Origin of the sequence: Pedomonas mirosovicensis (genome assembly GCF_022569295.1) — a bacterium.
GTDB lineage: Bacteria > Pseudomonadota > Alphaproteobacteria > Sphingomonadales > Sphingomonadaceae > Pedomonas > Pedomonas mirosovicensis.
Genome location: NZ_JAKFIA010000001.1, coordinates 2,357,871 through 2,382,815 on the forward strand (window position 1 = coordinate 2,357,871; position 24,945 = coordinate 2,382,815).

General features: G+C 64.0%; 26 protein-coding genes and 1 pseudogene. 19 read left to right on the plus strand and 8 right to left on the minus strand.

What is annotated here, in order from left to right:
* Positions 1-42: 42 nt before the first annotated feature.
* From L0C21_RS11235 to L0C21_RS11250, 4 genes are all read right to left on the minus strand, one after another.
* Complete coding sequence (locus tag L0C21_RS11235) at positions 43-3,168, minus strand: efflux RND transporter permease subunit (RefSeq protein WP_259278435.1); 3,126 nt, start codon at positions 3,166-3,168, stop codon at positions 43-45.
* Positions 3,169-3,180: 12 nt separating this feature from the next.
* Entirely contained in the window at positions 3,181-4,329 is a 1,149-nt protein-coding gene (locus tag L0C21_RS11240; RefSeq protein ID WP_259278436.1) for an efflux RND transporter periplasmic adaptor subunit, read from the minus strand.
* A gap of 5 nt (positions 4,330-4,334) precedes the next feature.
* Positions 4,335-5,741: an efflux transporter outer membrane subunit gene (locus tag L0C21_RS11245; protein WP_259278437.1), complete on the minus strand. Its 1,407-nt coding sequence runs from the start codon at positions 5,739-5,741 to the stop codon at positions 4,335-4,337.
* A 232-nt stretch (positions 5,742-5,973) separates the two neighbouring features.
* The gene (locus tag L0C21_RS11250; RefSeq protein WP_259278438.1) at positions 5,974-6,504 is read right to left on the minus strand and encodes a hypothetical protein; all 531 of its coding nucleotides are present in this window, start codon (positions 6,502-6,504) and stop codon (positions 5,974-5,976) included.
* Positions 6,505-6,587: 83 nt separating this feature from the next.
* On the opposite strand from L0C21_RS11250, the gene L0C21_RS11255 reads away from it, so the two are divergent.
* The 7 genes from L0C21_RS11255 to L0C21_RS11285 all read left to right on the plus strand — a co-directional run bounded on the left by L0C21_RS11255 (position 6,588) and on the right by L0C21_RS11285 (position 12,392).
* Positions 6,588-7,517, plus strand: a complete 930-nt coding sequence (locus tag L0C21_RS11255; protein WP_259278439.1) for a DUF3667 domain-containing protein — start codon at positions 6,588-6,590, stop codon at positions 7,515-7,517.
* Positions 7,518-7,585: 68 nt separating this feature from the next.
* The gene (locus tag L0C21_RS11260) at positions 7,586-7,957 is read left to right on the plus strand and encodes a GntR family transcriptional regulator (RefSeq protein ID WP_259278440.1); all 372 of its coding nucleotides are present in this window, start codon (positions 7,586-7,588) and stop codon (positions 7,955-7,957) included.
* Positions 7,954-8,811, plus strand: a complete 858-nt coding sequence (locus L0C21_RS11265) for an ABC transporter ATP-binding protein (RefSeq protein WP_259278441.1) — start codon at positions 7,954-7,956, stop codon at positions 8,809-8,811. The genes L0C21_RS11260 and L0C21_RS11265 overlap by 4 nt, the downstream gene beginning before the upstream one ends.
* Complete coding sequence (locus L0C21_RS11270) at positions 8,808-9,767, plus strand: hypothetical protein (RefSeq protein WP_259278442.1); 960 nt, start codon at positions 8,808-8,810, stop codon at positions 9,765-9,767. Before L0C21_RS11265 ends, L0C21_RS11270 begins: the two co-directional genes overlap by 4 nt.
* A 146-nt stretch (positions 9,768-9,913) precedes the next feature.
* Entirely contained in the window at positions 9,914-10,717 is an 804-nt protein-coding gene (locus L0C21_RS11275) for a LuxR family transcriptional regulator (RefSeq protein ID WP_259278443.1), read from the plus strand.
* A gap of 94 nt (positions 10,718-10,811) precedes the next feature.
* Complete coding sequence (locus L0C21_RS11280; protein WP_259278444.1) at positions 10,812-11,447, plus strand: acyl-homoserine-lactone synthase; 636 nt, start codon at positions 10,812-10,814, stop codon at positions 11,445-11,447.
* Positions 11,448-11,687: 240 nt separating this feature from the next.
* Positions 11,688-12,392: a phytanoyl-CoA dioxygenase family protein gene (locus tag L0C21_RS11285; RefSeq protein ID WP_259278445.1), complete on the plus strand. Its 705-nt coding sequence runs from the start codon at positions 11,688-11,690 to the stop codon at positions 12,390-12,392.
* Positions 12,393-12,475: 83 nt separating this feature from the next.
* Here L0C21_RS11285 and L0C21_RS11290 read toward each other — a convergent pair whose 3' ends face one another.
* Complete coding sequence (locus tag L0C21_RS11290) at positions 12,476-12,931, minus strand: PA2169 family four-helix-bundle protein (RefSeq protein WP_259278446.1); 456 nt, start codon at positions 12,929-12,931, stop codon at positions 12,476-12,478.
* Positions 12,932-13,157: 226 nt separating this feature from the next.
* Between L0C21_RS11290 and L0C21_RS16890 the strand changes: the two genes are divergently transcribed.
* Positions 13,158-13,514 carry a con-10 family general stress protein gene (locus tag L0C21_RS16890; RefSeq protein WP_374940235.1) on the plus strand — a complete coding sequence of 119 codons (357 nt, stop codon included), beginning with the start codon at positions 13,158-13,160 and terminating at the stop codon, positions 13,512-13,514.
* Positions 13,515-13,859: 345 nt separating this feature from the next.
* A complete protein-coding gene (locus tag L0C21_RS11305; protein ID WP_259278448.1) occupies positions 13,860-14,957 on the plus strand; it encodes a mechanosensitive ion channel family protein in 1,098 nt (365 codons plus the stop codon).
* A gap of 331 nt (positions 14,958-15,288) precedes the next feature.
* Here the strand turns inward: L0C21_RS11305 and L0C21_RS16730 are convergent, their stop codons facing one another.
* On the minus strand, positions 15,289-15,915 hold the full coding sequence (locus L0C21_RS16730; RefSeq protein WP_310593371.1) for a PRC-barrel domain-containing protein: 627 nt from the start codon (positions 15,913-15,915) through the stop codon (positions 15,289-15,291).
* Between the two features lie 195 nt (positions 15,916-16,110).
* On the opposite strand from L0C21_RS16730, the gene L0C21_RS11315 reads away from it, so the two are divergent.
* The 9 genes and pseudogenes from L0C21_RS11315 (at position 16,111) to L0C21_RS11355 (ending at position 21,493) form a co-directional block, all read left to right on the plus strand.
* Positions 16,111-16,404 carry an ElaB/YgaM/YqjD family protein gene (locus L0C21_RS11315; protein WP_259278450.1) on the plus strand — a complete coding sequence of 98 codons (294 nt, stop codon included), beginning with the start codon at positions 16,111-16,113 and terminating at the stop codon, positions 16,402-16,404.
* 7 nt (positions 16,405-16,411) lie between these two features.
* On the plus strand, positions 16,412-16,852 hold the full coding sequence (locus tag L0C21_RS11320; protein ID WP_259278451.1) for a hypothetical protein: 441 nt from the start codon (positions 16,412-16,414) through the stop codon (positions 16,850-16,852).
* 288 nt (positions 16,853-17,140) lie between these two features.
* On the plus strand, positions 17,141-17,329 hold the full coding sequence (locus L0C21_RS11325; protein WP_259278452.1) for a hypothetical protein: 189 nt from the start codon (positions 17,141-17,143) through the stop codon (positions 17,327-17,329).
* A 308-nt stretch (positions 17,330-17,637) separates the two neighbouring features.
* Positions 17,638-18,765 (plus strand): OmpA family protein, encoded by a 1,128-nt coding sequence (locus L0C21_RS11330; protein WP_259278453.1) that lies wholly within the window; start codon positions 17,638-17,640, stop codon positions 18,763-18,765.
* A 66-nt stretch (positions 18,766-18,831) separates the two neighbouring features.
* Positions 18,832-19,455 carry a DUF4142 domain-containing protein gene (locus tag L0C21_RS11335; protein ID WP_259278454.1) on the plus strand — a complete coding sequence of 208 codons (624 nt, stop codon included), beginning with the start codon at positions 18,832-18,834 and terminating at the stop codon, positions 19,453-19,455.
* A 207-nt stretch (positions 19,456-19,662) separates the two neighbouring features.
* Positions 19,663-19,824 (plus strand): annotated as a pseudogene (locus tag L0C21_RS11340) (plasmid stabilization protein); the annotation flags it as partial.
* A gap of 264 nt (positions 19,825-20,088) precedes the next feature.
* The gene (locus L0C21_RS11345; protein ID WP_259278455.1) at positions 20,089-20,394 is read left to right on the plus strand and encodes a hypothetical protein; all 306 of its coding nucleotides are present in this window, start codon (positions 20,089-20,091) and stop codon (positions 20,392-20,394) included.
* 138 nt (positions 20,395-20,532) lie between these two features.
* Entirely contained in the window at positions 20,533-21,039 is a 507-nt protein-coding gene (locus L0C21_RS11350; protein WP_259278456.1) for a hypothetical protein, read from the plus strand.
* Between the two features lie 10 nt (positions 21,040-21,049).
* Positions 21,050-21,493 carry a DUF421 domain-containing protein gene (locus L0C21_RS11355; RefSeq protein ID WP_259278457.1) on the plus strand — a complete coding sequence of 148 codons (444 nt, stop codon included), beginning with the start codon at positions 21,050-21,052 and terminating at the stop codon, positions 21,491-21,493.
* Between the two features lie 9 nt (positions 21,494-21,502).
* Here the strand turns inward: L0C21_RS11355 and ligD are convergent, their stop codons facing one another.
* Positions 21,503-22,369, minus strand: a complete 867-nt coding sequence (gene ligD / locus L0C21_RS11360) for a non-homologous end-joining DNA ligase (RefSeq protein WP_259278458.1) — start codon at positions 22,367-22,369, stop codon at positions 21,503-21,505.
* 51 nt (positions 22,370-22,420) lie between these two features.
* Positions 22,421-23,329: a non-homologous end joining protein Ku gene (gene ku, locus L0C21_RS11365; protein ID WP_259278459.1), complete on the minus strand. Its 909-nt coding sequence runs from the start codon at positions 23,327-23,329 to the stop codon at positions 22,421-22,423.
* Positions 23,330-23,627: 298 nt separating this feature from the next.
* On the opposite strand from ku, the gene L0C21_RS11370 reads away from it, so the two are divergent.
* Positions 23,628-24,887 (plus strand): glycosyltransferase family 2 protein, encoded by a 1,260-nt coding sequence (locus L0C21_RS11370; protein WP_259278460.1) that lies wholly within the window; start codon positions 23,628-23,630, stop codon positions 24,885-24,887.
* Positions 24,888-24,945 lie beyond the last annotated feature (58 nt).

Genomic DNA, 24,945 nt, shown 5'->3' on the forward strand with positions numbered 1-24,945 from the left:
GGATGACTTCGCCTGCCAAGGTTGCCGTAGGTAAGATGTGGGTTATTCCGCCGCTGTCGCAACCGGGTGCGGCTTGATTGCTTCGCCTTTTGCCTCGTTTTCATCACCCGGTTGGGTGGTGATGAGACGACCCAGCTTGCGGCCCAGCCACTTTTCGATGTCGTCCACCACCGTGAAGCCTGCCGGGACGATCACCAACGTCAGCACCGTCGAGGTGATGAGGCCGCCGATCACCGACAGCGCCATCGGCGCGCGGAAGGAGGTGTCCGCCCCGAGGCCGATGGCGACGGGGAGCATGCCCGCGATCATGGCGATGGTGGTCATGATGATCGGCTGGGCGCGCTTGTGCCCAGCTTCGATCAGTGCCGTCTCGCGGTCCTTGCCGAGGCGGATCTCCTCGATGGCGAAGTCCACCAGCAGGATCGAGTTCTTCGCCACGATGCCGAAGAGCATCAGGATGCCGATGAAGACCGGCAGGGTGATCTCGAACCCGCAGATGAGGAGCGCGAGGAACGCCCCGCCCGGCGCCAGCAGCAGCGACCCCATGTTCACGATCGGCTGGAAGGCGCGCTTGTAGAGCAGCACGATCACCGCGAACACCAGCATCACGCCGGTCAGCAAGGCGATCATGAAGTTGGTCATCATCTCCTGCTGGAACTCGGCATTGCCCGCATAGATGCGGCGCACGCCCTGCGGCAGATTCTTCAGGGTCGGCAGGTCCTCCACCTGCGCGAGCGCCACGCCCTGCTTCACGCCCTGCACGTCCGCCTCAACGACAATGCGGCGGCTCTGATTGTAGCGGCGGATGGAGGTGGGCCCCTGACCGAAGGTGATGTCCGCCACCGACTTCAGTGGCACCCAGTTTCCGCCGCTGGTGGGCACCGGCAGGTTCTCCAGCGTCGACAGGTCTTCCCGCGCGCCCTCGGCAAGGCTCACCCGGATCGGCACCTGACGGTCCGAGAGCGAGAACTTGGCCAGGTTCTGCGATACGTCGCCCATGGTGGCGATGCGGACGGTCTGGCTCAACGCCGAGACCGACACGCCCATCTCCGCCGCCAGGTCGAAGCGCGGCTTGATGACGATTTCCGGCCGCTGCAGATCGCCGTTGATGCGCGGGTCATGCAGCGTGGGCAGCTTCCGCATCTCATCGACGATCTTGTTGGCGGTTTGCTCCAGCAGCACCGGATCGTCGCCGCCGATGACCACCGAGATATCCCGGCCGAAGCCGCCGCTGTTGCTCTGGAAGTTGATGCGGGCATCGGGAATGGCGGCGAGCTTCGGCGCCAGTTCCTGCTCGATCTCCTTCTGGGTAGCCTTGCGCTCGCTCGGGTCGGTCAGGTTGACGAGGAGCAGGGCCTTCCGCAGGTCGCCCACGTTCTCGCCAACGAGTTCCAGCACGCTCACCACCTGCGGGTGCTGCTTGAGCACCTTGGTCGCCTCGGCCGACACGCGGGCCGAGTCATCCAGGCGCGAGCCCGGCGGCAGCTCGATGTTGACGACCGACACCTTGTCGTCGATCGGCGGCATGAAGCTGACCGAAATCTGGGTGGCGATGAAGATGGAGAAGAGGAAGAAGACAACGCCGCCGAACAGCGTGATCCAGCGGTGACGCAGGGACCAGCGCAGGGCCCCCATGTACTTCTTCATCGCCCAGCCATCGGCATGGCCGTGGTGGCTCTTGCCGTTGGGGTCCTCCGGCTTCAGGAAGTAGGCGGCGATGAGCGGCGTGATGAGGCGGGCAACCAGCAGCGACATAAACACCGCCACCGCGACCGTGAGGCCGAACTCCTTGAAGTACTGGCCCGAGATGCCGCCCATCAGGCCGACGGGCAGGAACACCGCGACGATCGACATGGTGGTGGCGACCACGGCGAGGCCGATCTCGTCCGCAGCGTCCATGGCCGCCCGGAAGGGCGACTTGCCCATCCGCATGTGGCGGACGATGTTCTCGATCTCCACGATCGCGTCATCGACCAGAATACCGGCGACCAGCGACAGGGCGAGGAGGCTGAGCATGTTCAGCGTAAAGCCCATCGCATCCATGATGAGGAAGGTCGGGATAGCCGACAGCGGAATGGCCAGCGCCGAGATGAGCGTCGCCCGCCAGTCGCGCAGGAACAGGAACACCACGACAACCGCCAGGATCGAGCCCTCGATCAGCGCCCAGAGCGCCGAGTTGTAGTTGCTCTTGGTGTAGCCGACCGTCGTGAAGAACTCCTCGATCTGGACCTTCGGGTTCTCCTTGCGGATCTTGTCCAGCTCCTTGTGCATGGCCTCGTAGACGCTCACCTCCGAGGAGCCCTTGGCGCGGGTCACGCTGAAGGCGGTGACGAGGCGGCCGTTCTGACGGGTCAGGCTGCGCTGCTCGTCCACGCCGTCGCGCACTTGCGCGATGTCCGACAGGCGCACGACACGGCCGCCCGGCGCGATGATGCGGGTATCGGCCAGCTGCTGGGCCGTCTTGGCGCCGCCCAGCACGCGCACCGCCTGCTCGGAGCCGCCGACATCTGCCCGGCCGCCCGGCGCATCGAGATTGAGCATCCGCAGCTGCTGGTTCACATCGGCCGCCGACAGGCCCATGGCCTGAAGCCGGCTCGGGTCGAGATCAATGCGGATTTCGCGGGAGACGCCGCCGATACGCTGCACCTGCGCGATGCCGCCGAGCGTCAGCAGCCGCTTGGTGATGCTGTTGTCCACGAACCAGCTCAGCTGCTCCGGCGTCAGGTCCGTGGTGCTGACGACCATGTAGGACATGGCCCCGCCTTCGGTATCGATGCGCTGGATGTTCGGCTCCAGAATGCCTTCGGGCAGCTCGGAGCGCACCCGCGTCACCGCATCGCGCACGTCGTTGACCGCGCGGTCAACCGGCGTGCCCACCTGGAACTCGACGATGACGAACGCCGTGCCCTCGATGGTGCGGGAGGTGATGTTGCGAACGTTGCCGACGCTGGCGACCGCACCCTCGACGATCTGGGTGATCTGCATCTCCATTTCGGTCGGCGCGGCGCCCGGCTGGCTGATCGTCACCTGCACCACCGGGAACGACACGTCGGGCATGTTGTTGATGGGCATCCGCATGAAGGCGATGAAGCCCATCACGGTCAGCACGGCGAACAGGACGATGGGCGGGATCGGGTTGCGGATCGCCCAGGAAGACATGTTTCTCATTCTGCCGACTCCTTAGCTCGCCTGCTGCTGCATGACCGGGGCAATGGCCTCGCCCTCGCGCAGGAAGGCGCCGGCCGTGGCTACCACCCGCTCCGAGCCAACCAGCCCTTCTTCGATGACGACGCCCTTGGCGGTGGTGGTGCCAAGGCGCACGGCGCGCCGGGCAATCTTGTTGTCGCCGCCCACCACGTAGACGAAGGCTCCCTTGCTATCGGCCTGGAGCGCCGAGTGCGGCAGCACCGGCTTCTTCGCCTCGCCCGCCAGCACGAAGCCGTGGGCGAACGCGCCCGGCCGCAGCAGCGGGTTGGATGTCAGCGCGACGCGAACCGTGCCGAGGCGGCTCTCCGGATCGATGGTGGGACCAAGCAGCCACACCTTGCCCGCAAAGTCGCGGTCAACGCCGGTGATGCGGACGGTCGCCTTCTGCCCCACTTTCAGGCTGGGCATGTCCTGCTCGGCCACCTCGCCGCGCAGCTCGACAAGGCCATCCTTGGCGACGCGGAACAGGATGACGCCGGGCGACGCCGCCTGGCCCACCTCGACGGCGCGAACCAGCACCCGGCCATCCGCCGGCGCGCGGATCTCGGCGCGGGCGAGACGGGCCTTGGCCTCCTCCAGCTGCGCCGCGGCCACCTTGGCGCGGGCCTGCGCCGTCTCGGCGCTGGCAGCCCGGCGTTCCACGTCCTCGCGGGAAATAGCGCCGCTGCCGGAGACGGCCTTGACGCGCTCATATTCCGCCACGGCCAGGCGGGCATCCGCCTTGGCTTCATCCAGCGCCGCGGCCAGCTGGGCGACCTGCGGGCGCAGCACATCGGTGTTGATGCGGGCCATGACCTGGCCCTTCTTCACCCAGTCCCCGGCCTCCACCAGCACGGCAGCCACCCGGCCGCCGTCGCCCTCAACGCTGACCGGCATGTCGTACTGGGCCGAGATGGTGCCCGTCACCTTGATGCGGGCGGTGACCTGTGATGCGCCGGGGACCAGCACGGTCACCCGCGGCGCGGCGCCTGCCTTTTCGGCCGTCTGACCGTCATCGGCCGCCTGCGCGTCGGATTCCCCCGACAGGGCGGTGAAACCGACAATGCCGCCAAGCAGACCGGCTCCGACCAGCCCAATGACAATGGACTTACGCGAGAACTTGGATTTTTCGATAGTGAGCATGGATCTTACTCCTGGCCGCCGGTCGCAACCGGCTGAACCGAACCGCCCAGCGCCACGTGCAGGCGCACGCGGTTGGCCATGCGGGTCAGGCGAACATCGAGAAGCTGGCTTTGCGCCTCGAGATTGCGGCGCTGTGAATCGAGAAGCGTGAGCAGGTCGGTAAGGCCGTTGGTATATTGCAGTTCGGCCAGGCGCTCCGCGTTGGCGGCCTGCCGGGATGCTTCCGCAAGCGCGACCTCGCGCGCGCCGAGCAGGCTTTCCGCCCCCAGCGCATCCTCCACCTCGCGCATGGCCGTGAGCACGGTGTGCGCGTAGGTTTGCACCGCCTCATCTTCCTGCGCGCGGGCAAGGTCCACATTGGCCCGCAGCCGCCCGCCCTGGAACAGCGGCTGGGTAAGATTGCCGATGATGGAGGCCAGCACCTGCTTGAAATCAAGCGCATCGGCGAGGCTGGAGCCGCTGTCGCCGATCGAGCCGGTCAGCGTGAGGCGCGGCAGCAGGGCGCGCTGCGCCGCCGCCACGCCGTAGCGGCCCGCCATCAGGCGGGAAAACTGGGCCTGAAGGTCGGGGCGGCGGGCCAGCGCCTCGGCAGGCACGCCCGCGCCGGGACGCGCGGGCAGAGACGGAAGAACATCGCCGCCCGCCAGCTCCGCCGCCGGATAGCGCCCAAGCAGCACTTCCAGCGACCGGCGCGTCTCGCGCAGCTGCTGCTCGCGCTGGCGGGCCAGCGCCTCGGCGGACTGGCGGTTGGAAATGGCCAGGCTGAGATCAAGGTCGGACGCCAGGCCCGCCTGATGCCGCTCCCGCACGATCTGCTCGGAGCGGGCGAAGGTCTCGACCGTCCGCATCGCCAGATCGAACTGCTGCTGGGCGACGATGAGCGAGAACCAGCTTTGCGCCACCTGCCCGGCGAGAGACAGGCGGGCGGCGGCATAGTCCTGCGCGGCCGCCTCGGCGGTGAGCGCCGCGCCCCGCTGTTCGGAAGCAAGACGGCCCCACAGGTCCGCCTCCCACGTGACGCCCAGTCCTACCCGGTAATTCGCATCCGAATCGCCGCCATTGCGGAGACCATTGCGGCTCTGCGTCGTCTCAGCCTCAAGGCCGATCTGCGGCCACAAATCGGCGCCGGCAATGCGCGCCTGCGCCCGCGCCTGGGCCACCCGGGCGCTGGCTGCCCCCAGGTCCCGGTTGTGCGCCAGCGCTTCCCCCACCAGCGCCGTCAGGGTGGGCGAGCCGAAGCTTTCCACCCAGTTCGTATCGGCAAAGCCTTCGGCCTCGCCCGCCTCTATGGCCTGGAACTGCGACGGCACGGCCACGTCGGCCGTGCGCGGCGGCTCCTGAAGCGAGGGCGCACAGGCCGCCAGCGCCAGAACGGCGGCGCCTGTCGCGGCAAGTGTGCTGAGCTTTTGCATAGTCCCCTCAAGCTGCATGACTGATATGCTGTACTACTTACATAACACACCATTTCACAGTCAAGCGCTTTATATCAACAAGCGCTTGGAACGCCGTCGATTTCGGGGAATCCAGCCAACTGCCGCAGGCAAAAAGGGCCCGAACGCCCACCATTAAACGGCGAGCGAGTCGGGCCTTTTTACGTGTTTTCCGCGAGTCCCGCGATGGGAAAGTAAGCTTTTTAGGTTACCGTCAGCTGACGCGCTTGACGGAAATGGTGCGATGCTGGCGCTCCAGCGTCATGCGGTAGCCACCCATCATGCCCCGGCGGATGGTCACAGCATCGCCCGCGCGCACCGGCGGCAGGGTCTTGCTTTCAGTCTGACGCCACACCTGCCCATTATCGAGGGTGAACACCAGGCCGGCCAGGCCATTGTTGTCTATGCTGGCAATGCTGGCGCTGATCTGCTTGGGCGCCTCTTCCCGTTCTTCCTTGCCCTTCGCCGTGCTTTCCGAACCAAAAGCGGCAAGCTGCGCCTGCTCCTGCCGGGCCTTGGTCTCGGCGGCGGCCTTGGCAGCGGCAAGCTCGGCGGCGCGGCGCTGCTCGGCCAGCCGGGCGGCAGCCTCCGCATCGGCCGCCGCCAGCGCCTTGTCGTAGCAGGCCAGCCGTTTCTCGCCGTCGCCGATGCCGGCACACGCCTTGAACCCTTCGATCTGCGCGAAAGCCCCGCCGCTTGCCAGCAGTGCCCCGGCCAACGTCATGTGAAAGATGACCTGCCTCATTGCCTTCCACCCCTTCCTTCCTGGTCGTTGCATCTGCACGCCAGCACGCTATGGCTTAATCGAGAAAGTTGGGGGCGACAACAATGTCACACGAGGAGTCGGCAGCAACCTGCCGGAACTGCGAGGCTGCGCTGACGGGGCCTTACTGCGCGGCCTGCGGGCAGAAGGCGGAGCATCTGCACCGCCCGTTCTGGGAAATCCTTGAGGATTTCCTGCACACCGTCATCCACTTCGACGGGCGGTTGTGGCGCACCCTGCGTTCGCTGTTCCTGCGCCCCGGCGAGATGACGGCAGACTGGGCCGATGGCCGCCAGGCCCGCTACATGCCGCCGATTCGCCTGTTCATCTTCACCTCGCTGATCCTCGTCACCGTGCTGACGCTGAGCGACGTGGCGCTGTTGCGCCTGGTCCCGCAGGGCAACGCGCCGGCCGCTACGGCCACCGCGCCGGGCCAGATGACCCTGCCCGGCCTCGGGATTGAATTCCTCAGCCTCACCCCCGATGCCGCCGCCACCCCGACGATCGATGAATCGATGGCGGATCACGCCTCGAGCGACGCGACGGAGCAGAAGTTCGCCTCCCGCTTCGTGACCGGCATCAACACCCTGGCGCGCGACCCCCACCTCTCCAACACGGTGATCGGCAAGTCGCTCGGCCGCTTCATGCTGCTGGCGGTGCCGGTGATGGCCACCCTGCTCTGGCTCCTCTACCTGCGTCAGAAGCGCTATCTTGCCGAGCATGTGGTCTTTGCGCTCAACATCCACACCTTCTTCTTCATCGGCCTGCTGATCGCCGTGGCGCTGCAATGGGCAACCAGGGGGCTGCTGCCCGGAAAGTGGGTGCTGCTCGCATTATGGCTTGGCTACAGCCTCCACTTCCTGCTGGCCTTGAAGCGGATGTATCAGCAGAGCTGGACCACAACCATTATAAAGTCTGCGTTGATTACAGGAACTTATATGGTCGCGCTGATGGGGGCGGGGCTCTATTTGCTGATCGCGGCAATGATATCCTAAGACAAGGGCTTGACAGCGGTGGTGTATTACCCACATAGTACACCAGATCACACAGGACACGCTCAGTCATGACCCAAAACTGGCGCGAAGACCAACCCATATACCGGCAGATCCGCGACCGGATCATCGACGGCATTCTGGAGGGCACCTTCAAGGAAGGAGAGGCCCTTCCCAGCGTCCGTACGGTGGCTGTCGAGTTGCAGGTTAATCCGCTGACGGTTTCCAAGGCCTATCAGGAATTGCAGCAGGCGGGTGTCGCCGAGCCGCGGCGCGGCCTCGGGCTCTTCGTCATGCCCGGCGCGCGGCGGCAGTTGCAGTCGGCCGAGCGGGAGAATTTTCTGTCCAAGGAATGGCCGGAAATCGCGGCCCGCATCCGGCGTCTCGGCTTGTCTCTTGAAGACCTGCTGGAGGCCGAGGGCACGCAAGGGGGTGAACAATGATTGTGGAAGCAAACGGACTGGCCAAGCGCTACGGCCAAATCCAGGCGCTGAAGCCGACAAGCTTTTCCATTCCGCCCGGCCGCATCGTCGGCATCATCGGGCCGAACGGCGCAGGCAAGAGCACGCTGGTCAATGCGCTGCTCGGCCTCATCAACCATGAAGGCTCGCTGCGGGTGCTGGACCGCGATCCGCTGAAGGATCGCGCCAGCCTGATGCACGAGGTCAGCTACATCGCCGACGTGGCGACCCTGCCCCGCTGGATCCGGGTGAAGGACCTGCTCTCCATCGTCGAGGGCATCCACCCCCGCTTCGACCGGCGCAAGGCGGAAGACCGGCTTGCCCGCACTACGGTGCGGCCGACGGCGCGGGTGCGCGAACTCTCCAAGGGCATGATCGTCCAGCTGCACCTGGCCATCGTCCTGTCCATCGATGCCCGCCTCCTGGTGTTGGACGAGCCGACCCTCGGCCTCGATCTCATCAACCGGCGCAGCTTCTACGACGCCATCCTCAGCGACTTCTTCGATGAGACCCGCTCCATCATCGTCACCACCCATCAGGTGGAGGAGATCGAGCACGTTCTCACCCACGTCATGATGATGCGCCAGGGCGAAGTGGTGCTTGATGCCAGCATCGACGAACTGAGCGAGCGCTTCGCCGCCGTCGATGTGCCGGACAGCCGGAAAGCCGAAGCCGAGGCCCTGCGGCCGGTCTATTCCCGCCGCGCCATCGGCCGCACCAGCTATGTCTTCGACTCCGCGCCGCAGGATCGTCTGGCGGCCTTGGGCGAGCCGCGCCGCGTCTCGCTGGCCGATCTGTTCGTCGCTACCGTCCAGCCGAAGGGAGAGGCCGAATGAAAGCCTTCCTGAGCCTCCTGAAATCCGAGCATCTGGAACACCGCGCCGGACAGCTGTGGACGCCGGTGATCGTCAGCGCCATCCTGCTCGTGCTGCTGCTGGGCGGCATGCTCTACGAGGGTTCGATGCTGATTAACGTGACCCTTGAAGACACTAACGTGGACGTGCGGTCGGTGGAAGACGTCCTCGAGGCCATCCGGACCGACTTGGGACCTGAAAAGGCCAAGCCAGTGCTGCAGGCGATCGCCTTCAGCTCCACCTACATCGCGCTTCTGCCCGTCCTGCTGATCGCGGCCCTCGCCAGCTACTTCATCATGCTGAGCAGCATGCACAGCGAGCGAGCGGACCGCTCGGTGCTGTTCTGGAAATCCATGCCGGTCAGCGATCTCAAGGTAGCCGTGGCCAAGTTTCTTTCGTCATCGCTCGGCACCCTGCTCTTTGCCGCCGCCGTCGGCATCGCGACCGCGCTCATCACCGCGATCTGCTACGCCGTGGCAGGCTCCACCGCCACCGCCACGCCGGAATGGCAGTCCGCCATCCATCCCGCCGTCATCGGCTCCACGGCGCTGCTCGCCATCGCCACTTGCCTGTTCTATGTGCTGTGGGCCGCGCCGGTCTATGGCTGGATCCTGCTGGCCTCGGCCTGGGCGCCGCGCTCGCCGCTGCTGTACACGGCCATTCCGCCGGTAGCCATCGGCATCCTTGAGGTGCTGACCACGCGCTCGGGCAGCTGGCTGATGCGCGAGATTGGCACGCGCGTCAGCGGCTCCATGCTGCACATCGACCTTCCGCTCGGTAATGTTCTCTACTCCCCCTCCGGCCTTGCCGGAATGCTGATGAACCAGATCGCCACCATGGCGGCGAGCGCCGCAAGCCCACGCTTCTGGCTGGGCCTGGTCTTCACGGTGCTGTGCATCTGGGGGACCAGCGAAATCCGCCGCCGTCGAATTGCCTGATCCAGCGGTAAATTTTCATCAAATGAAGCTTATCCATACGAATATACAGTTTATTTAGACTAAAGTTGTGCGCCTACCGAAACTGATGCAGGCGGGCCGGTTCCCGACGAACCGGCCCGCTGCGGTTCATGTGAAAGGAGGTGGCGATGGATTATTACACGCGAGTGTGCGGCTTCCTTGAGGACATCAGGGCCGTTCGCACGGAGAAGGAGCTGACCAGGCTCGTCGCCCAGGTCCTCCAGGAATTCGGCTTTCGTCACTACGCCATTATCAGCCATGTGGACCTGCTGGCGCCGCCACAGGGCGCAGTGCGGATCATCGACTATCCGCAGAGCTGGAAAGAGCGCAGCGCCCAGCAGCGCTACTTTGCGGATGATCCCGTCCTCCTCACCGCCCAGCGGATGGCCCTGCCCTTCACCTGGGAAGACATTCCCCGCCACCTCGATCTCACCCGCCGCCAGCAGGCCATTCTGGAGGAAGCCCGCGCCGCCGGCCTTGCCCACGGTTACACCGTGCCCATCCACGTGCCGGGGCAGGTCTCCGGCTCCTGCTCCTTTTCCTACGAGGCGGAGGCGGTGGACCCAGCCGCCTTCCCCGCCGCCCATTATATCGGCATCTACGCCTTCAACGCCGCCCTCAAACTCTCCGGCCGCGCCGCCGAGCGCCCGGAACAGGCGGTGCGCCTCACCAACCGCCAGCGCCAGTGCCTGGCACTGGCAGCGCGCGGCAAGTCGGACTGGTCCATCGGGCAGCTGCTCACCCTCAGCCAGCAGACCGTTCACATGCACATCGAACTCGCCAAGAACCGCTATGGCGTCTCCTCGCGGGTGGAGGCGGTGGTGCGCGCCCTGTTTGACGGCGAGCTGGCCTTTGCCGATATACTGCGCGAGGAAGGCGCCAGCTTCCTCGCGGCCCTCGAATCCTCCCAAGTTCCCCCGCCCGGCGCATAAAGACCCCGGCAATACCCCTGACTAGACGTATCGACCCCCGGCTACCGGAATGGCGATTCTACCGGATGTCTTCGCCATCTGAAGGGGGGTCATCATGGTGCATGTCATCGATTGGCAGAATCGCGACCGGTTTACCGATGCGATTGAGCAGATCCATCGCCTGCGGAAGCAGGTGTTCATCGATTTCTTCAAGTGGGACCTGACCCACGTGAACGGTCTGGAATACGACCAGTTCGACACGCCCGACGCCTTCTACCTTTTCGACCAGGATCCCGAGACCGGCACGGTGCTCAGCAGCATGCGCCTGCTGCCCACCACCGGGCCGCACATGATGGACAGCCTGTTCTCCCATATGTGCGCGGTGGAATGGCCACGCGGACCGAACGTGCTTGAAGTCTCCCGGCTGCTCTACAACCCGATCCTGCAAGGCGCGGACGAGGAGACCATGCTGCGGACGCGCCGGCGCTTCGCCCTGGGCCTGCTCGAATTCTGCGAGCTTTGGGGCATCCGGGAGCTGGTCTTCGTCACCCACGCCAAGTTCCTGGCCCGCCTTGTCAACTACAACTGGGATATCCGCCCCCTCGGCCTGCCCACCATCGATGGCAGCCAGCAGGCCGCGGCCATGCGCCTGATCCTCACGCCCGAGACGCTTCCCAACCTGAGGACCCAGTTCAACCACTTCGAGCCGGTGCTTCAGTCCCACCCGGCCCGTCCGCGAAAGGCTGCCTGACCATGAGCATGGACATCACCCTTTCCGGAACCTGCGCCGCCGACGACACGGCGATCCAGCAGGCGGACTTCTCAACGGACACCATCGGGCACGACTACGCCGGAGAACTGTTCGGGCAGGGCTACACCATCGTCCGCAACGCCGTGACCGAGGAGATGATCGGCGCCGTGCGCGGGGAACTGGCGCGGCATCTGGAGGAGACCCCCTTCAGCGAGGGGGGACTTCTACGGCTGGCGCACCGTGCGGATCGGCGCGGTTCTGAACAAGTCGCGCACGAGCCACGCTCTTGCCACCCACCCGACCATCCTTGCCCTGGCGGAGGCCGCGCTGGCGGCTCACTGCGACTGGATACAGCTCAATCTCTCCCAGGTGATCGCCATTCATCCGGGCCAGCCGATGCAGGCTCCGCACCGCGACCAGGACATGTGGTACGGCGGGCCCAAGGGCGACATCGAATACCAGATCAACGTCATCTGGCCGCTCACCCCCTTCAGGCCGGAGAACGGCGGCACGGTGATCTGGCCGGGCAGCCACCGGCGGCAGGCGGAGGGAATCCTGCCGATGGAGGACTCCATCGCCGTGACAGCCAACCCCGGCGATGCGCTGGTCTATCTCGGCTCCACCCTGCACTGCGGCGGCGCCAACCGCACCGACATGCCGCGCGCGGGATTGGTCGTCAGCTACAGCCTGGGCTGGCTGAAATCCTACGAGAACAATTTCCTTGTTTACCCGCCCGAGGTGGCCCGCCACTTCTCGCCGGAAATCCAGGACCTTCTGGGCTACCGCATCCACCGGCCGAACCTTGGCAACTGCGAGGGCCAGTCGCCGGCCGTGCTGCTGCGGGATGGAAAGATAACGGGCGGAGCAAAGGACGAACTTCTGCCCGAGCAGGTTGAAAAACTGCGCGCCTGGCGAGAGGCCATGCGGGAGAAGTTCGGATTGTAATATTGCAGGGGACAAACCCACCCCGGCCCAGGAAATCAACCCTAGGCCGGGGATGGGCCTGCCTGATCCGGACCGCGGAGGCCTTAGGACGCTGTTTCCAGCGCCCGCTTCACGGAATCCCAGCGCGCGTGATCCAGACGCACCCGATCATAGACGCTGTTGACGAAGGTCCGCATCTCCGGGGCAAGCTGCTCGTTGGCGAGCACGCTCTCAAAATGCTCGCGCAGCACGTTCTCGCCCCGCTCCACCTCGGCGATGGCAGCCTTGGTGTCGCTCTGGAACAGGGAGCGAAGATTGAGAAAGCTGCGGTGGGCCGCCGCCGAGAACGAGCCCGACTCTTCCGGCTCGCCGCCGCGCATCGCCACCCGGCTCTGGAAATCCCGCACGATGGAGCGCCGCTCCTGGGCAAGCTGATGGAAGCTCGCCTTGACCGACGGATCCTTGGCGACATCGGCGGCTTCCTCATAGCCGTTCACGCTGTCGATCAATGTCTCGATGAGATCGTTGAGGGCGTCGATGTCATTGGTCCTGTTCTGCATGATCCGTCTCCTTGGCTTGACCATTTGTCTAACGCCCTCCCGGAAATCCGGTTTCACGTCCAAACCGAAAGAGACGCGCCCGCCTTCGGCTGGAGGGCGCGGATTCGCTGGCGTTCCGGTTAGCGGCGCTCAACCGTTGAAGCGGGAAAATCGGGAACTGGTCGAGGTTCGTCCTCGTTGTTAGAGCATCGGCGCGGAACGTGCCGATCCAGTAGGGAGAACGATGATGGCCGAGAACAAAGACCGTGGCACGTCCAATCGCGGCTTTGCGTCCATGGACGAAAACAAGCAGCGCGAGATCGCCAGCAAGGGCGGTCAAAGCGTGCCTCCTGAGAAGCGCAGCTTCTCGCAAGATCCGCAGCTCGCAGCCGAAGCCGGCCGCAAGGGTGGCCAGGCCAGCGGCGGCAACTTCGCCAATGATCCGGAACGGGCTTCCGAGGCCGGCCGGAAGGGCGGCCAGGCCAGCGGCGGCAATTTCGCCCATGACCGGCAGCGCGCAGCCGAAGCGGGCCGCAAGGGCGGCGAAGCCAGCCACGGCGGTGGCCAGCAGAGCCAGAAAAGTGGCCGCGAAAAGCAGCGCTGAGCCTCTTTTCCAAGAGGATAACTGACGCGCTTCGGCATCTCCCGACGCTCCTTGGCGGAGACGATTCAGGGAAAATGCCGCCCCTTAATACCATCAGGCGTTGGCCGGTTCGCGCCGGCTGCGCGCATCAACAGACAGGGCCGATCCTTACGGAGCGGCCCTGCCTTTTATCGTCCCGCCTTCCCGCGCAGCAGCCGGCCGGAGCAAACCGGGCCGGAACACAACAGCGCCGGCAACCGTTACACCTTGGATCGAAGCCAGAGAGGAACTGCCTGGCCATATCCTGATTTTCGCCCTTGTCGTCATTGCCGGTGCGTGGCGGCCGTTGCTTTGCGGGAACGCTGAATGTTCAAGACCGAGTTTTTCGAAGACGCCGAAAGGCTGCTGCGGGATCAGGCCGTCTGGTGGTTCACCAGCCAGCCCATTGAACTGCTCATCACCCTCGCCATTATCACGCTGCTGACGATCCTGCTCTACTCCTTCCTGTGCGCGATCGGCAGGCGCATCAAAGCCCAGAGCAACGGCGACATTCACAGCTGGCACGCGATCATCGGACGGCTTGTGCAGATGACCCGTTGGTGGTTTCTGGCCGCGCTCGGCCTCAGAGCCGCGATCGAAGTGCTGAGAACGCCGCCGTTCCTGGCGCGCACCATCGATGTCTTCTTCACCATCGCCTTTGTTCTTCAAGTGGCGATCTGGCTGCGCTACTTCATCCTCGCGGTGCTGACCCGCAAGGCCTATCAACACGACGACGGCGTCGACACCCTGGCCTCGGCCCTGTCGATCCTGCGCTTTCTCATCTCGCTGGTCATCTGGTTCGCCGCCTTCATTTTCATCCTCGACAACCTGGGCGTCGAGGTGACCACATTGCTGGCGGGCCTCGGCATCGGCGGCCTGGCGGTGGGCCTTGCCGCCCAGGGCATCGTCTCGGACCTGTTCGCCGCCCTCACGATCATCTTCGACAAGCCGTTCAAGCGCGGCGATTTCATTGTCTCGGGCGACACCATCGGCACGGTGGAGGACATCGGCCTCAAGAACGTTCGCATTAAGGCGCTGAGCGGCGAGCTGCTGATCGTGCCCAACAGCAAGCTGCTCTCCGAGCTTATCCACAATTACAAGGGGCCGTTCGAGCGGCGGATCGAACAGCGGTTCACCGTTGCACCGGATACGGATTTCCAGCGCCTGGAGCAGCTGACCGAGGATGTGCGGGAGATCATCCGCACCACCCCCAACTGCCGCCTCGACCGCTGCCACTTGCTCAACATGAGCCTTTATGGCTTCGAATATGAAATGATCTATTTCATCACCACGGACGACTACAACCTCTACATGGACGTGCGGCACGCCATCAACACCGCCATCCTCCGCAAGCTGGCGGCGGAGGATATCAAGCTCGCCAATGTCTACATTTTCCAGCTTCCGGGCGCGGCCCTGCCCGCCTGAAACCAACGGCGAACCGCAGCCGTTGGCCGCCTTCAGATTATCTCACCAAAAAGATGATTTTGCTGGGAACCCTATGACCCAAAGGGCGTTCTGATGTTTGCAAGGACGACATCCTGCCTTTGAGCCCTTGCAGACCCCCCTTCCCGGCCGCGAGCACGACCCGCCCCATTTAGTCGCGGCCGGGATCTTTTTTCTGCAGCTTTCCTGCGCGTCGTGCCCGCCAGCTGTCGCCGGGAGGCAGGCAGGCTGTCGTTCCGCATAGCGGCACCCTGCCCGTCCCCACCCGCCTGCTCGGGCGACGTTTTCCCCAACGAATCCGCTTTTTGCCAGCCTAGCGCACGGTCTGGAAGTTATCGGGATCGTATTTGGGCAGTTTCTCCAAATCGCTGCGGCTCTGCGCCTCAATGATAATGGTCTGGCTGCCCTGGCTGACCTGCAGCTTGTCGAGCGAGATCACGACATCCTGCTGGGGGCTGTCTTGTGCGCGGTCCAGCGTCAGGTGAGCATACTGGCGGCTGTCCCGAGAGACGAATTCCGAAATGGACCCCACCTGCTGCCCATCAAGGGTGGCAACGGGCCGCCCGACCAGCTGGCTGCGCTTGACGCCATCCTGCTTCAGGAACTCTTCCATCGGCTGGTAGCCCTGCGGGATACCAGCCGATGGCTCGATCGTGGCCGGCGACCGCGAAGGCGTCTCAGGCGCGCCGGGCGGCACCTTCGGCGTACCCGGTTCCGGCGTCGGCACGCCGGGCGGGGTTCCGGGCGTCACCGGACTGGTTCCTGCCGGCGTTTGATAGTCTCGCGTGCCGTTTGGCCCCGGAGTCTCGGGAACTGGCGGATCCTGCGCGGTGAGGGGGGCCTCGTCCTGCCGCCGGGATGTGGTGTCCTGAGCGCCCTGCGCCATGACTGGTTCTGAAAGCACGCACACCGCCGACGCAACAAGCAGAAGATGTCGCATAACGGTTCTCCCTGGCCCGGGTGTGGAAAAGAAAAGGCACGCTGGAACACACAGGACGCACGGCGGGGAACGCCACACAAACGAGCGCCCCGAACCCCAGTTCCGCAGCGGCAAACGCGGCGGGAACCGGTCGTTCTTCCGTCGCGTTGTAGCAACGACAGAACTTAACCACTCACTTCAGTGCAGGAGCTGTCCATGGCAACTCGGGATACCCTTCAGGACGGTGGCGACATGGCCACCCACGCCTCCCGCCTTCGGGAAGATGCGGCCAACCTGGCCGGCGCAACCGGCGCGGAAGTGCGCCGCAGCATGACTGCTGCCGCCGAGACGCTGGGCGACGCCGCCCGCCGCATGATGGACACCACGCGCACCTACAGCCGCGAGGGGCTGGAGAGGGTCAGCCATCAGGTTGAGGAACGCCCCATTTCCAGCATCGCCATTGCGGCGGGCGTGGGCTTCCTCATCGGCATGCTGATGCGCCGTTCATGATGCTGCGATGACGCAGATGACCAAGCGCAATTGGACTTCCCTCAGCATCGCCATTGCCGGTCTCATCATCGCCGTCGTCATCGGACTTGTGGGTATAGGGCTGGTCTTCTCGGCCCTATACCGCACAATTGCCGCGGAAACGGGGGTCGTGGCCGCCACATGGATCACAGCCGCTCTGCTGATCGTCCTCTCGATCATTGGCATGCTGGCCCTCATTCAATTCATACGAGCCAAACTGATCGAACGACAGATCGCCGAACAGAAAACCGACACCGGTGAATCCCACGGAGGACTCCTTGGCGGCGTCAACGCCATGAGTACCGCCAGCAACTTCATCCGCCGCTTCCCCGTGCCAGCCCTGGGCGTTGCCGTCGTTGCCGGCATTGTCTTCGCCAAAAGCCCCGCCGTGCGCCGCATGGTGTGGAAATCGGTTTTTCGCTTTTTCTAAAATTCCGGGGGACGCCCTGTCCCCTTTCCCGGACGGCCAGGCAAACCTACCCGCCCTTGCCGCGTTAGGCCCTGCGCGCATCTCATGCGCCGGCCGTTCCCTGCGCGCCCGTGCTGGGAAAATGGCTAAGCTGCCAGAAGACGGAACTCCCATTATTCGCGCAGCGTTCCTTCCCTGGCAGCGCAGCCGCTGGCCGCCTTGCGTTCATCCGCCCTGATCCGCGCCGCTGCGGTGTCCGTGGCAGGGCCGATCGCCCGTTCAATCCGCTCAGTTGCAAGGAATGCGTCTATGACCCGAGCGCCGGAGTATGACGAGCAGAAACGAACCGGTAATCCGCACAAGGACGCGGAACCTGGCATTCCCTCAACCCAGGCGAGCCAGGGGCGCATGCTTGGCGTGCAACGCTATGTCCTGTTCACTGGCATCGGCCTCGTCATCATCGGATTTGCCATCGCCTATTTTGCGGTTTTCGCATGAGCGGTGAAATGCCCGCAACGGGCCGTCCGGCCATTGCTGCAAACATGCCACACCCGTTGTCGAAAAAAGTCTCAGTCCGGTTTTATTGGCCCCGGCTCGGGGCGCCGCCCCGCCCCCAGGCGCGGCATTTATGAAATGCGGCAACGCTATAGCATTAATTTATTTCATGATTTTTTGAAAAAGGAGAGACAATCAGGGCCGGCCGCTCCCCGGAACATTCCAAAATATGGATCGTTGAAACCCACGCACTGACCGCTTTTGTTGCACAGGCGTGTCTTCCCCATTCCACATGTCTTGAGGAAACCAAGATGCGGAAATTTGTTCTCGCGACGACCAGTATCGTGGCCCTAAGCGGCTTCTCCATACCTGCGCTCGCGCAGGAAGGAGATCAAAGTCCCACATGGTACTATGGCATCAAAGGTGGCCTGACCCGCCCGCTCGATACCGATTTCGACCGGAATGATAATGGCGATTTCGCCTTCCGGGTCGACCCGAAGCTGGGCTGGGCCGTGTTGGGCAACGTTGGCTATGACATGGGGCGGATCCGCCTGGAAGCGGAGCTTGGCTACCAGCAATCCAAGGTGGATTCAGTCTGGATCGCCGAGCCGGGCCGCGCCTCCCCGCCGGGCGTCTACGATGATCCGGATGGCAAGACCAAGCTCTACACGGCCATGTTCAACGTGCTGTTCGACATCGTCGAATGGAAGGGCTTCGCCTTCTCGGCCGGCGGCGGCGCAGGCTATGGCATGGTGTCGATGAAGAACATCGCCGCCACCGACGGCGCTCCCGCCCTTCTGGACAAGGCCGACAAGGAATTCATGTGGCAGGCCATCGGCTCCGTCAGCATGCCGCTGAACGAGCGGATCGACCTGACCGCCGACTACCATTATCTCCAGACGACCAAGCTCGATTTCATCCCCGAAAATGGGGACGTGAAGGGCAAGTACAAGACCCACATGTTCCTGGTCGGCGCCCGCTTCAAGCTGGGCGGCGCTCAGGAGCCCGCGCCCGAGCCGGCTCCGCCGCCACCGCCGCCGCCCGCTCCGGAACCGGCTCCGCCGCCGCCTCCGCCGCCCCCGCCGCCTCCGCCGCCCGCTCCGGTCTCCGAAGCGCCGCTGATGGTATTCTTCGAGTTTGACTCGGCGCGCCTGACGCCTGAGGCCACGAGCGTGCTCCAGCAGGCCGTGGAGAAGTTCCGCCAGGGCGGCAACCCCTCCATCCAGGTGGAAGGCCACGCAGACCGCTCGGGTACTGACCAGTACAATGAAGGTCTGTCACGCCGTCGCGCCGATGCCGTCCGCTCTTACCTGCAGCGTCAGGGCATCCCTGCGGGCAGCATCACCGTTCAAGCGTTTGGCGAATCCCGGCCGCTCGTTGAAACGGCGGATGGTGTTCGCGAACCGCAGAACCGGCGCGTCGAAATCCGTACGCGTTAACAGCTGAGAACCTGAAATCGGCAGCCGGCTGCGGCCCATTCGATTTCAACAGAACACAGGGCCAACATGATGAAACGGATCACGAGCATTGCAATTGTTGCCGCTTGTTTCTTGCCGTCATGGCAGGCGGCTGCCGAGCAGGACAACCAGCAGATCGCGCTGGCGCAGTCAGGAGGGCAGGCGCCCGGCACGATAGCCACCCCGACCACTCCCCAGCCGCCGGCATCCGGGGCCACTCCGGCCCCACTGGAGGACAACCAGGCGCCGATGTCGGCCGCGACCTTCATCGAGAGGGCGCGCGCCGGCAACGCCTTCGAGATCGAGAGCAGCCGCCTGGCCGCGGACAAGGCGACCCAGCCGGCGCTCAAGACCTTCGCGCGCCTGATGATTGACGATCACAGCCGCGCCGACAAGCGGCTGGCAGGCTTGGCCGCCGACCGTGGGCAAGCTGAAGCTCCGGTGACCATGGAGCCGCGCCAGCAGCGCAGCATGGAATCCCTGCAAAATGCCACCGGCGCGGAGTTCGACCGGCTTTATGCCAGCGCACAGCTGGAGGCCCACCAAATGGCCGTCCAGCTCTACCAGAGCTACGCCGAGACGGGCACCGACGAGAAGTTGCGCGCCTTTGCCCGGGAAACCTTGCCGGTTCTCCAGGGCCACCTGAAGCAGATCCAAAATCTAAATCAGTGATATGATTTTTTGCTAGTCACGAAGCCGCTGCCTTCATCTGCCGGACCCAGAAGGCAGCGGCTTTCATTTTTGATGAACATTCAGCGGCTCCCCATCGTTATCCCTTGAGCTGGATCTGGACAGCGGCAGACTGATTGCATGAGCGCAGGCGGTCTGCGGTGTTTTTTGGTAGTTACGACCCAACCATTGACTGCGAGGAGGCCGGCCATGCCCCGCGGGGACAAGTCGGATTACACCGACAAGCAGAAACGCAAGGCTGAACACATCGAGGAAAGCTACGAGAAGCGTGGCGTATCAGAGGAGGAGGCGGAAAGGAGAGCCTGGGCAACCGTCAACAAACAGGATGGCGGCGGAAAACGCAGTTCTTCCTGAGATTTTTTGAGGAAAAACTTTGAGCGGGCGCGGCCCATGGCCGTAACCAACGCCTTTCCCCTAAGGCGAGGCGATTGTTGGATTATTTGTGCTTTGCCCCGCAAAACCGCCCCCAGGGCCAGCATGAACGCCAACTGAACAACATAAATATCTGATATAATTATATTTTTTATCAAGACATTAACGTGCCAAACTCCCATTTCGGGGGAACTTTTTCTCCCAGAGAATGTTTTAGCTGCGGTTAACCTTCTGGAGGCTGTTATGGGAAAGACTCTTCTCCCTCTGGGTTCGATTGTTGCGCTGATGCTTGTTGCCGCTTGCGACCAAGGTGCAAACCAGCAGGCTGGTACTGACACCGGAACGACAACGGACCAGACCACGACCACGGATCAGTCGGAAACGCAGGCTGAGACGTTGGAGAACCAAGCCGATCAGGTTCGCCAGCAGGCGGAGCAGCAGGCCGATACCCTGGAGGAGCAGGCCGACGTCGAGCGGGCTCAGCCCGATACTGGTACAACGACCACGCCGCCGTCCGACACCACCACGCAGCCGACCGGTCCGCAATAAGCGGCCCTGCGTTCCCGACCTTTCAAAGTGCTCCGGCTCTCATGAGGCGGGGCACTTTCATTTTCGGGCAGGGCATCGCCCTTCCCCTTCAAAGCCAAAGGCGGAACAGCCACGTTTCCGCGGCGTTTCGCTCTAGTGATGACAACCGATCCCATCCTTGACGCTCCTCGCGACATCCAAGAGCTGCATCGCTACAAACATATTCAGCAGGCGACGTGGCGGGCGCAGCGGGTTGGCTGGTGGGTTCTGGTGCTGATTACCTTGGCTGGCCTTGCGGGCCTGTTCGGAAACGGCCCCCTGGCCAAGACAAGCACCCGCCTGGGCCCCATCGAAGCGCAGTATGAGTTCATTCTCCGCCGCGAGGCCGATACGGTCATCACCTTCGACACGCCGGCGCCCGCCAGCGGCAGGGCCAGCCTGACCCTGCCCGCCAGCTATCTTGATGCCGTCAAGATTGCCAGCATCCAGCCGGAACCCCTGGCCGCCTATGCCAGCAAGGATGGACAGACCTTCATATTCGCAGCCCCCGAGGCGCGGACACGGATCAGACTGACCATTCGTCCGCGCCACATCGGATGGCTTGACTTCGCTCCCCAGATCAACGGGCACCCCCTGCCTCCCCGCTCTCCCCTGGTCCTGCCATGAGGTATCGGCCATGACCGCGGTGCTCAACACCATTGGCGTCTACATCGCCTTACTGATCGTGTTTCGTATCGCCGGCCGGCGCAGCCTCGGCAATATCACCAACTTCGACGTAGTCGTGCTGCTCATCATCAGCGAGTCCGTCCAGCAGGCGCTGATCCGGGACGACTACTCCTTCACCAATGCGCTGATTGTCTTCGTGACGCTGGTCACGCTCGATGTCGGCCTGTCGCTCCTGCGTCTCCAGTTCCGGCAGATCGATGCCTACATTCAGGGCGTGCCCACCATTTTGATCGAGGAAGGCCAGTGCCGCACGGAGGCGATGCGACGGGCGCGGGTGGATCTGGCAGACATCATGGAATCGGCCCGCCTAAAACATGGCCTGGAACGGCTGGATCAGATCCGCTTCGCCATTCTGGAAACCAACGGCGAAATCTCCATCATTCCCTCGAAATAATGGCAGGGTTCACGGCAGCTTGGGCAAGGGGCGGCGCGCGGCATCAAAGCCGTCCCACGGATCGCGCGCGAGCGATGCGAGCCGTTCGGGCATGTTTTCCACGGTAAAGGCATCCGCCCGCACGCCCGCCTCCACCTCGGCCCATGTAACCGGTGCCGCCACGGCCGCGCCCGGCCGCGCGCGCGGGCAATAGGCCGCAACGGATGTGGTGCCCCGGCCATTTCGCAGATAATCAATAAAAATCCGACCCTGACGGCGGTCCTTGGCCGACTGGGCGGTCAGCCGCTCCGGCTCGTCCTCGGCCAGGCGCTTGGAGAAATCCCGCGCGAAGTCCCGCACCTGTTCCCACTCCGCCGTGGCATCGAGCGGCGCAATGACATGCAACCCCTTGCCGCCTGATGTCTTGGCAAAGGCGGCCAGTCCCAGATCCTCCAATTTCTTGCGAAGCAGCAGCGCCGCTGCGGTCACTTCATCCCAGTCAATAGATGGGTCGGGATCGAGATCAAAAATCAGATGATCCGCATGCTCGATGTCATCGGCCTTTGCCGACCAGGGGTGGATTTCAAGAACGCTCAATTGCACAAGCCCGGCCAAGCCAGTGAAATCGTCAATCACAGGTGCCAGGTCATTGGCCTCGTCAAGCGTGACAGTGCGAATTCCCTCCGGCAGACTTTGCGCCGCATGTTTCTGGAAAAAGCAGCTTTCGCCGACGCCATCCGGGCAGCGCAACAGCGCCAGCGGGCGCCCGACGACATGGGGCTCCATCCAGCGCCACACGGCGACATAGTATTCGAGCAAGCCCTGTTTGGTCAGCCCCGTGTCCGGCCACAGCACACGCTCCGGACTGGTGAGGGAATGGCGGGAGGCATCGGGCATGAAAATCTCACAGCAAGAGCAGGGCAGATGAAAAAACAGAGCCGGACACGGCTACTTGCGGCCGGAGGCACGCTGCCGGGGAGGACTTTGTGCGACGCTGGCCCTTCGGCCCGCACCGCTGGAGACGCCGCGAGCGCCGGGAACGCCCGAGCCACGCGGGGAGCCACCCCCGCGGGGTGATCCGCCCCCGCCCATCGTCGCAAGGCTCTGGCGCAGGGCCTCGTAGAGATCGACCACATTGGCGGGCAAGCTGACCGGCGGCTGGGGCAACTGGCGCCCCGCCTCCTTGGCCTTGATGAGGTTAATCAGCGCCTCTTCATAACGATCAGCGAAGGTTTCAGGCGCGAACGGCGCAGCGCGGGTTTGAATGATATGGCTTGCCAATGCCACCATCTCGGGTTCGGCCGAAACCTGCTCGACCGTGCTGGCGATCTCATTCAGGTCCCGCACCTCATAATTAAAGCGCAGCGCGGTCATCACCAGAATGCCGGCGCGCGGTTGCAGCAGCACGGGACGCTCGCGCCGCTGCAAGACAATGCTGCCGAGCCCGGCCATGCCGCTCACATCCATGGCATCGCGGATCAGCGCGAAGGCCTCCTCCCCCGCGCCGGGCTCGGGCACCAGGGCATAGGCCATGTCGAAATAAAGCGGATCTACTTCCTCCGGGCGGCAGAAGCTGTGGATATCGATCACGCGCGTCGCCTCAAGCGCGATGGAGTCCAGCTCCTCGTCCTCGATCACCACGTAATCGCCCTCGGCAACCTCGTAGCCCTTTACCTGATCCTCAGGCTCGACGGGCTCGCGCGTCTCAGCGTCGATATACAAGCGGCGCACCCGGTTGCCGGTCTTGCGGTTCAACGTGTTGAAGGAAATGCGTTCTGATTGCCTGACCAGGCTGTGCAATGCCACAGCGCAGGACACCAGGGAGAGCTTCAAATATCCCTGCCAGAGTGCGCGCATCTGTGCTCCCTCCCGGCGTGTTGCAACGCGGCCCGACCACGGGCGCGGCTTGAAGCGGAACAGCACTTTTCCCGAAAAATTCCGCACGAAAAAACTGTCGTTCCGCCTTTGTCGCGCGGTGATTTTCCTCAACCTTGAAAAGCGCGGCAGCAGGACTCTTGGTTCCGTGAATAATATAGTCAGCTTAGGTTCGTGACGTACCGTTATGGCAACGGAACCTTGGATAAAATCTCGCGTTTGGATCACGAAGGATCGGCAGTTTTCTCTGCCTCCGCCGTTGTAAAAGGATGAGTCGTCAATGCCCCTCCTTGAACTGACGCAAACACCGGAATGGGCGGGTTATCCCAAATATTCCGCGGTCATTGGCGTTCCTGTTCATAACGAAGAACATTACATCGCCCGCAGCTTGAGACTGCTCGATCATCAGATCGATCCGATGGATGATTTTGCGATTGTCTTGCTGCTCAACAACTGCACCGACAGCACGCTGACGGTCGTGCGCTCGCTGGCGCAGGACCTCAAGCATGACGTTTATGTGTGCGACATTCCCCTGCCCAAAAATCTTGCCCACGCCGGCATGGCCCGCAAGCTGGCCATGGATGCGGCCGCGCGGCTGACCGAGCCCCATGGCATCGTGCTTACGACCGACGCCGACGCGGTGGTGGCGGATGACTGGCTGGCGATGACCCGCAAGCATGTGGCCAACGGCGCAGAAGGCGTCAGCGGCTTCGTGCAGCACAACCCGGCCGAAAAGAACGAATGGCCGCAGGAGTTGAAGGAGCGGACCGACCTGGAGTGCACTTACGAGAACCTGCTCGCCGAGCTGTATTCGCTGCTCGACCCCCGGCCGCATAACCCATGGCCGAACCACATGATTACGCTCGGCGCGAGCCTGGCGGCAACGCGCGAGGCCTACCAGAAGTGCGGCGGCGTTCCGCCCATTCCCTGCGGGGAGGACCGCGCGTTCATTGCCGCGCTGGAGCGCATCGACGCTAGGGTGCAGTTCCCGCGCGATGTGGTGGCCTACACCTCCAGCCGTCTTGCCGGACGCGCCGACGGCGGCATGGCCGCCACCCTCAAGGCGCGGGCGAATGACCCCAGCCTGCCCTGCGACCCGCTTCTCGAGCCGGTGGCCCTTGCCTGCAAGCGCGCTGAATGGCGGCGCACCCTGCGGGACATCTGGCCGGCGGCGCTACCGGCAGCCTGGGCCCAGACACTGAAAATCGCTCCGGCCCGATTGCGGGCGGCATGGGCCGCGCCCAGCTTCGGGCAGGCGTGGCAGTGCATTGAAGCCGCCAGCCCGGAACTGGCGCGCCAATGCCTCACCATGGACACGCTGCGTGAGGAACTTCAGAAGCTGGAAGCCCTGGTGGCACGGCTGCGGTTGCAGCAGATCGCCCAGCAGAACGAGGTCCGACCCGTTGCCAATGGCCAGCGCGTCTCACCCGGATACATGGACCGGGCCGCCAGCGTCGCCGCCAAGGCCGTCGCGGCCACAGCAATTGCCAAGCCTCTTGCCGAACCGCCCGCAGCAACCGCGGCCGGCACAACATCCTGAGGCCTTGCCGTCACAAGCGGCGCAGCACTCAGGATCGGCATTTCGACCGGCCAGTCGG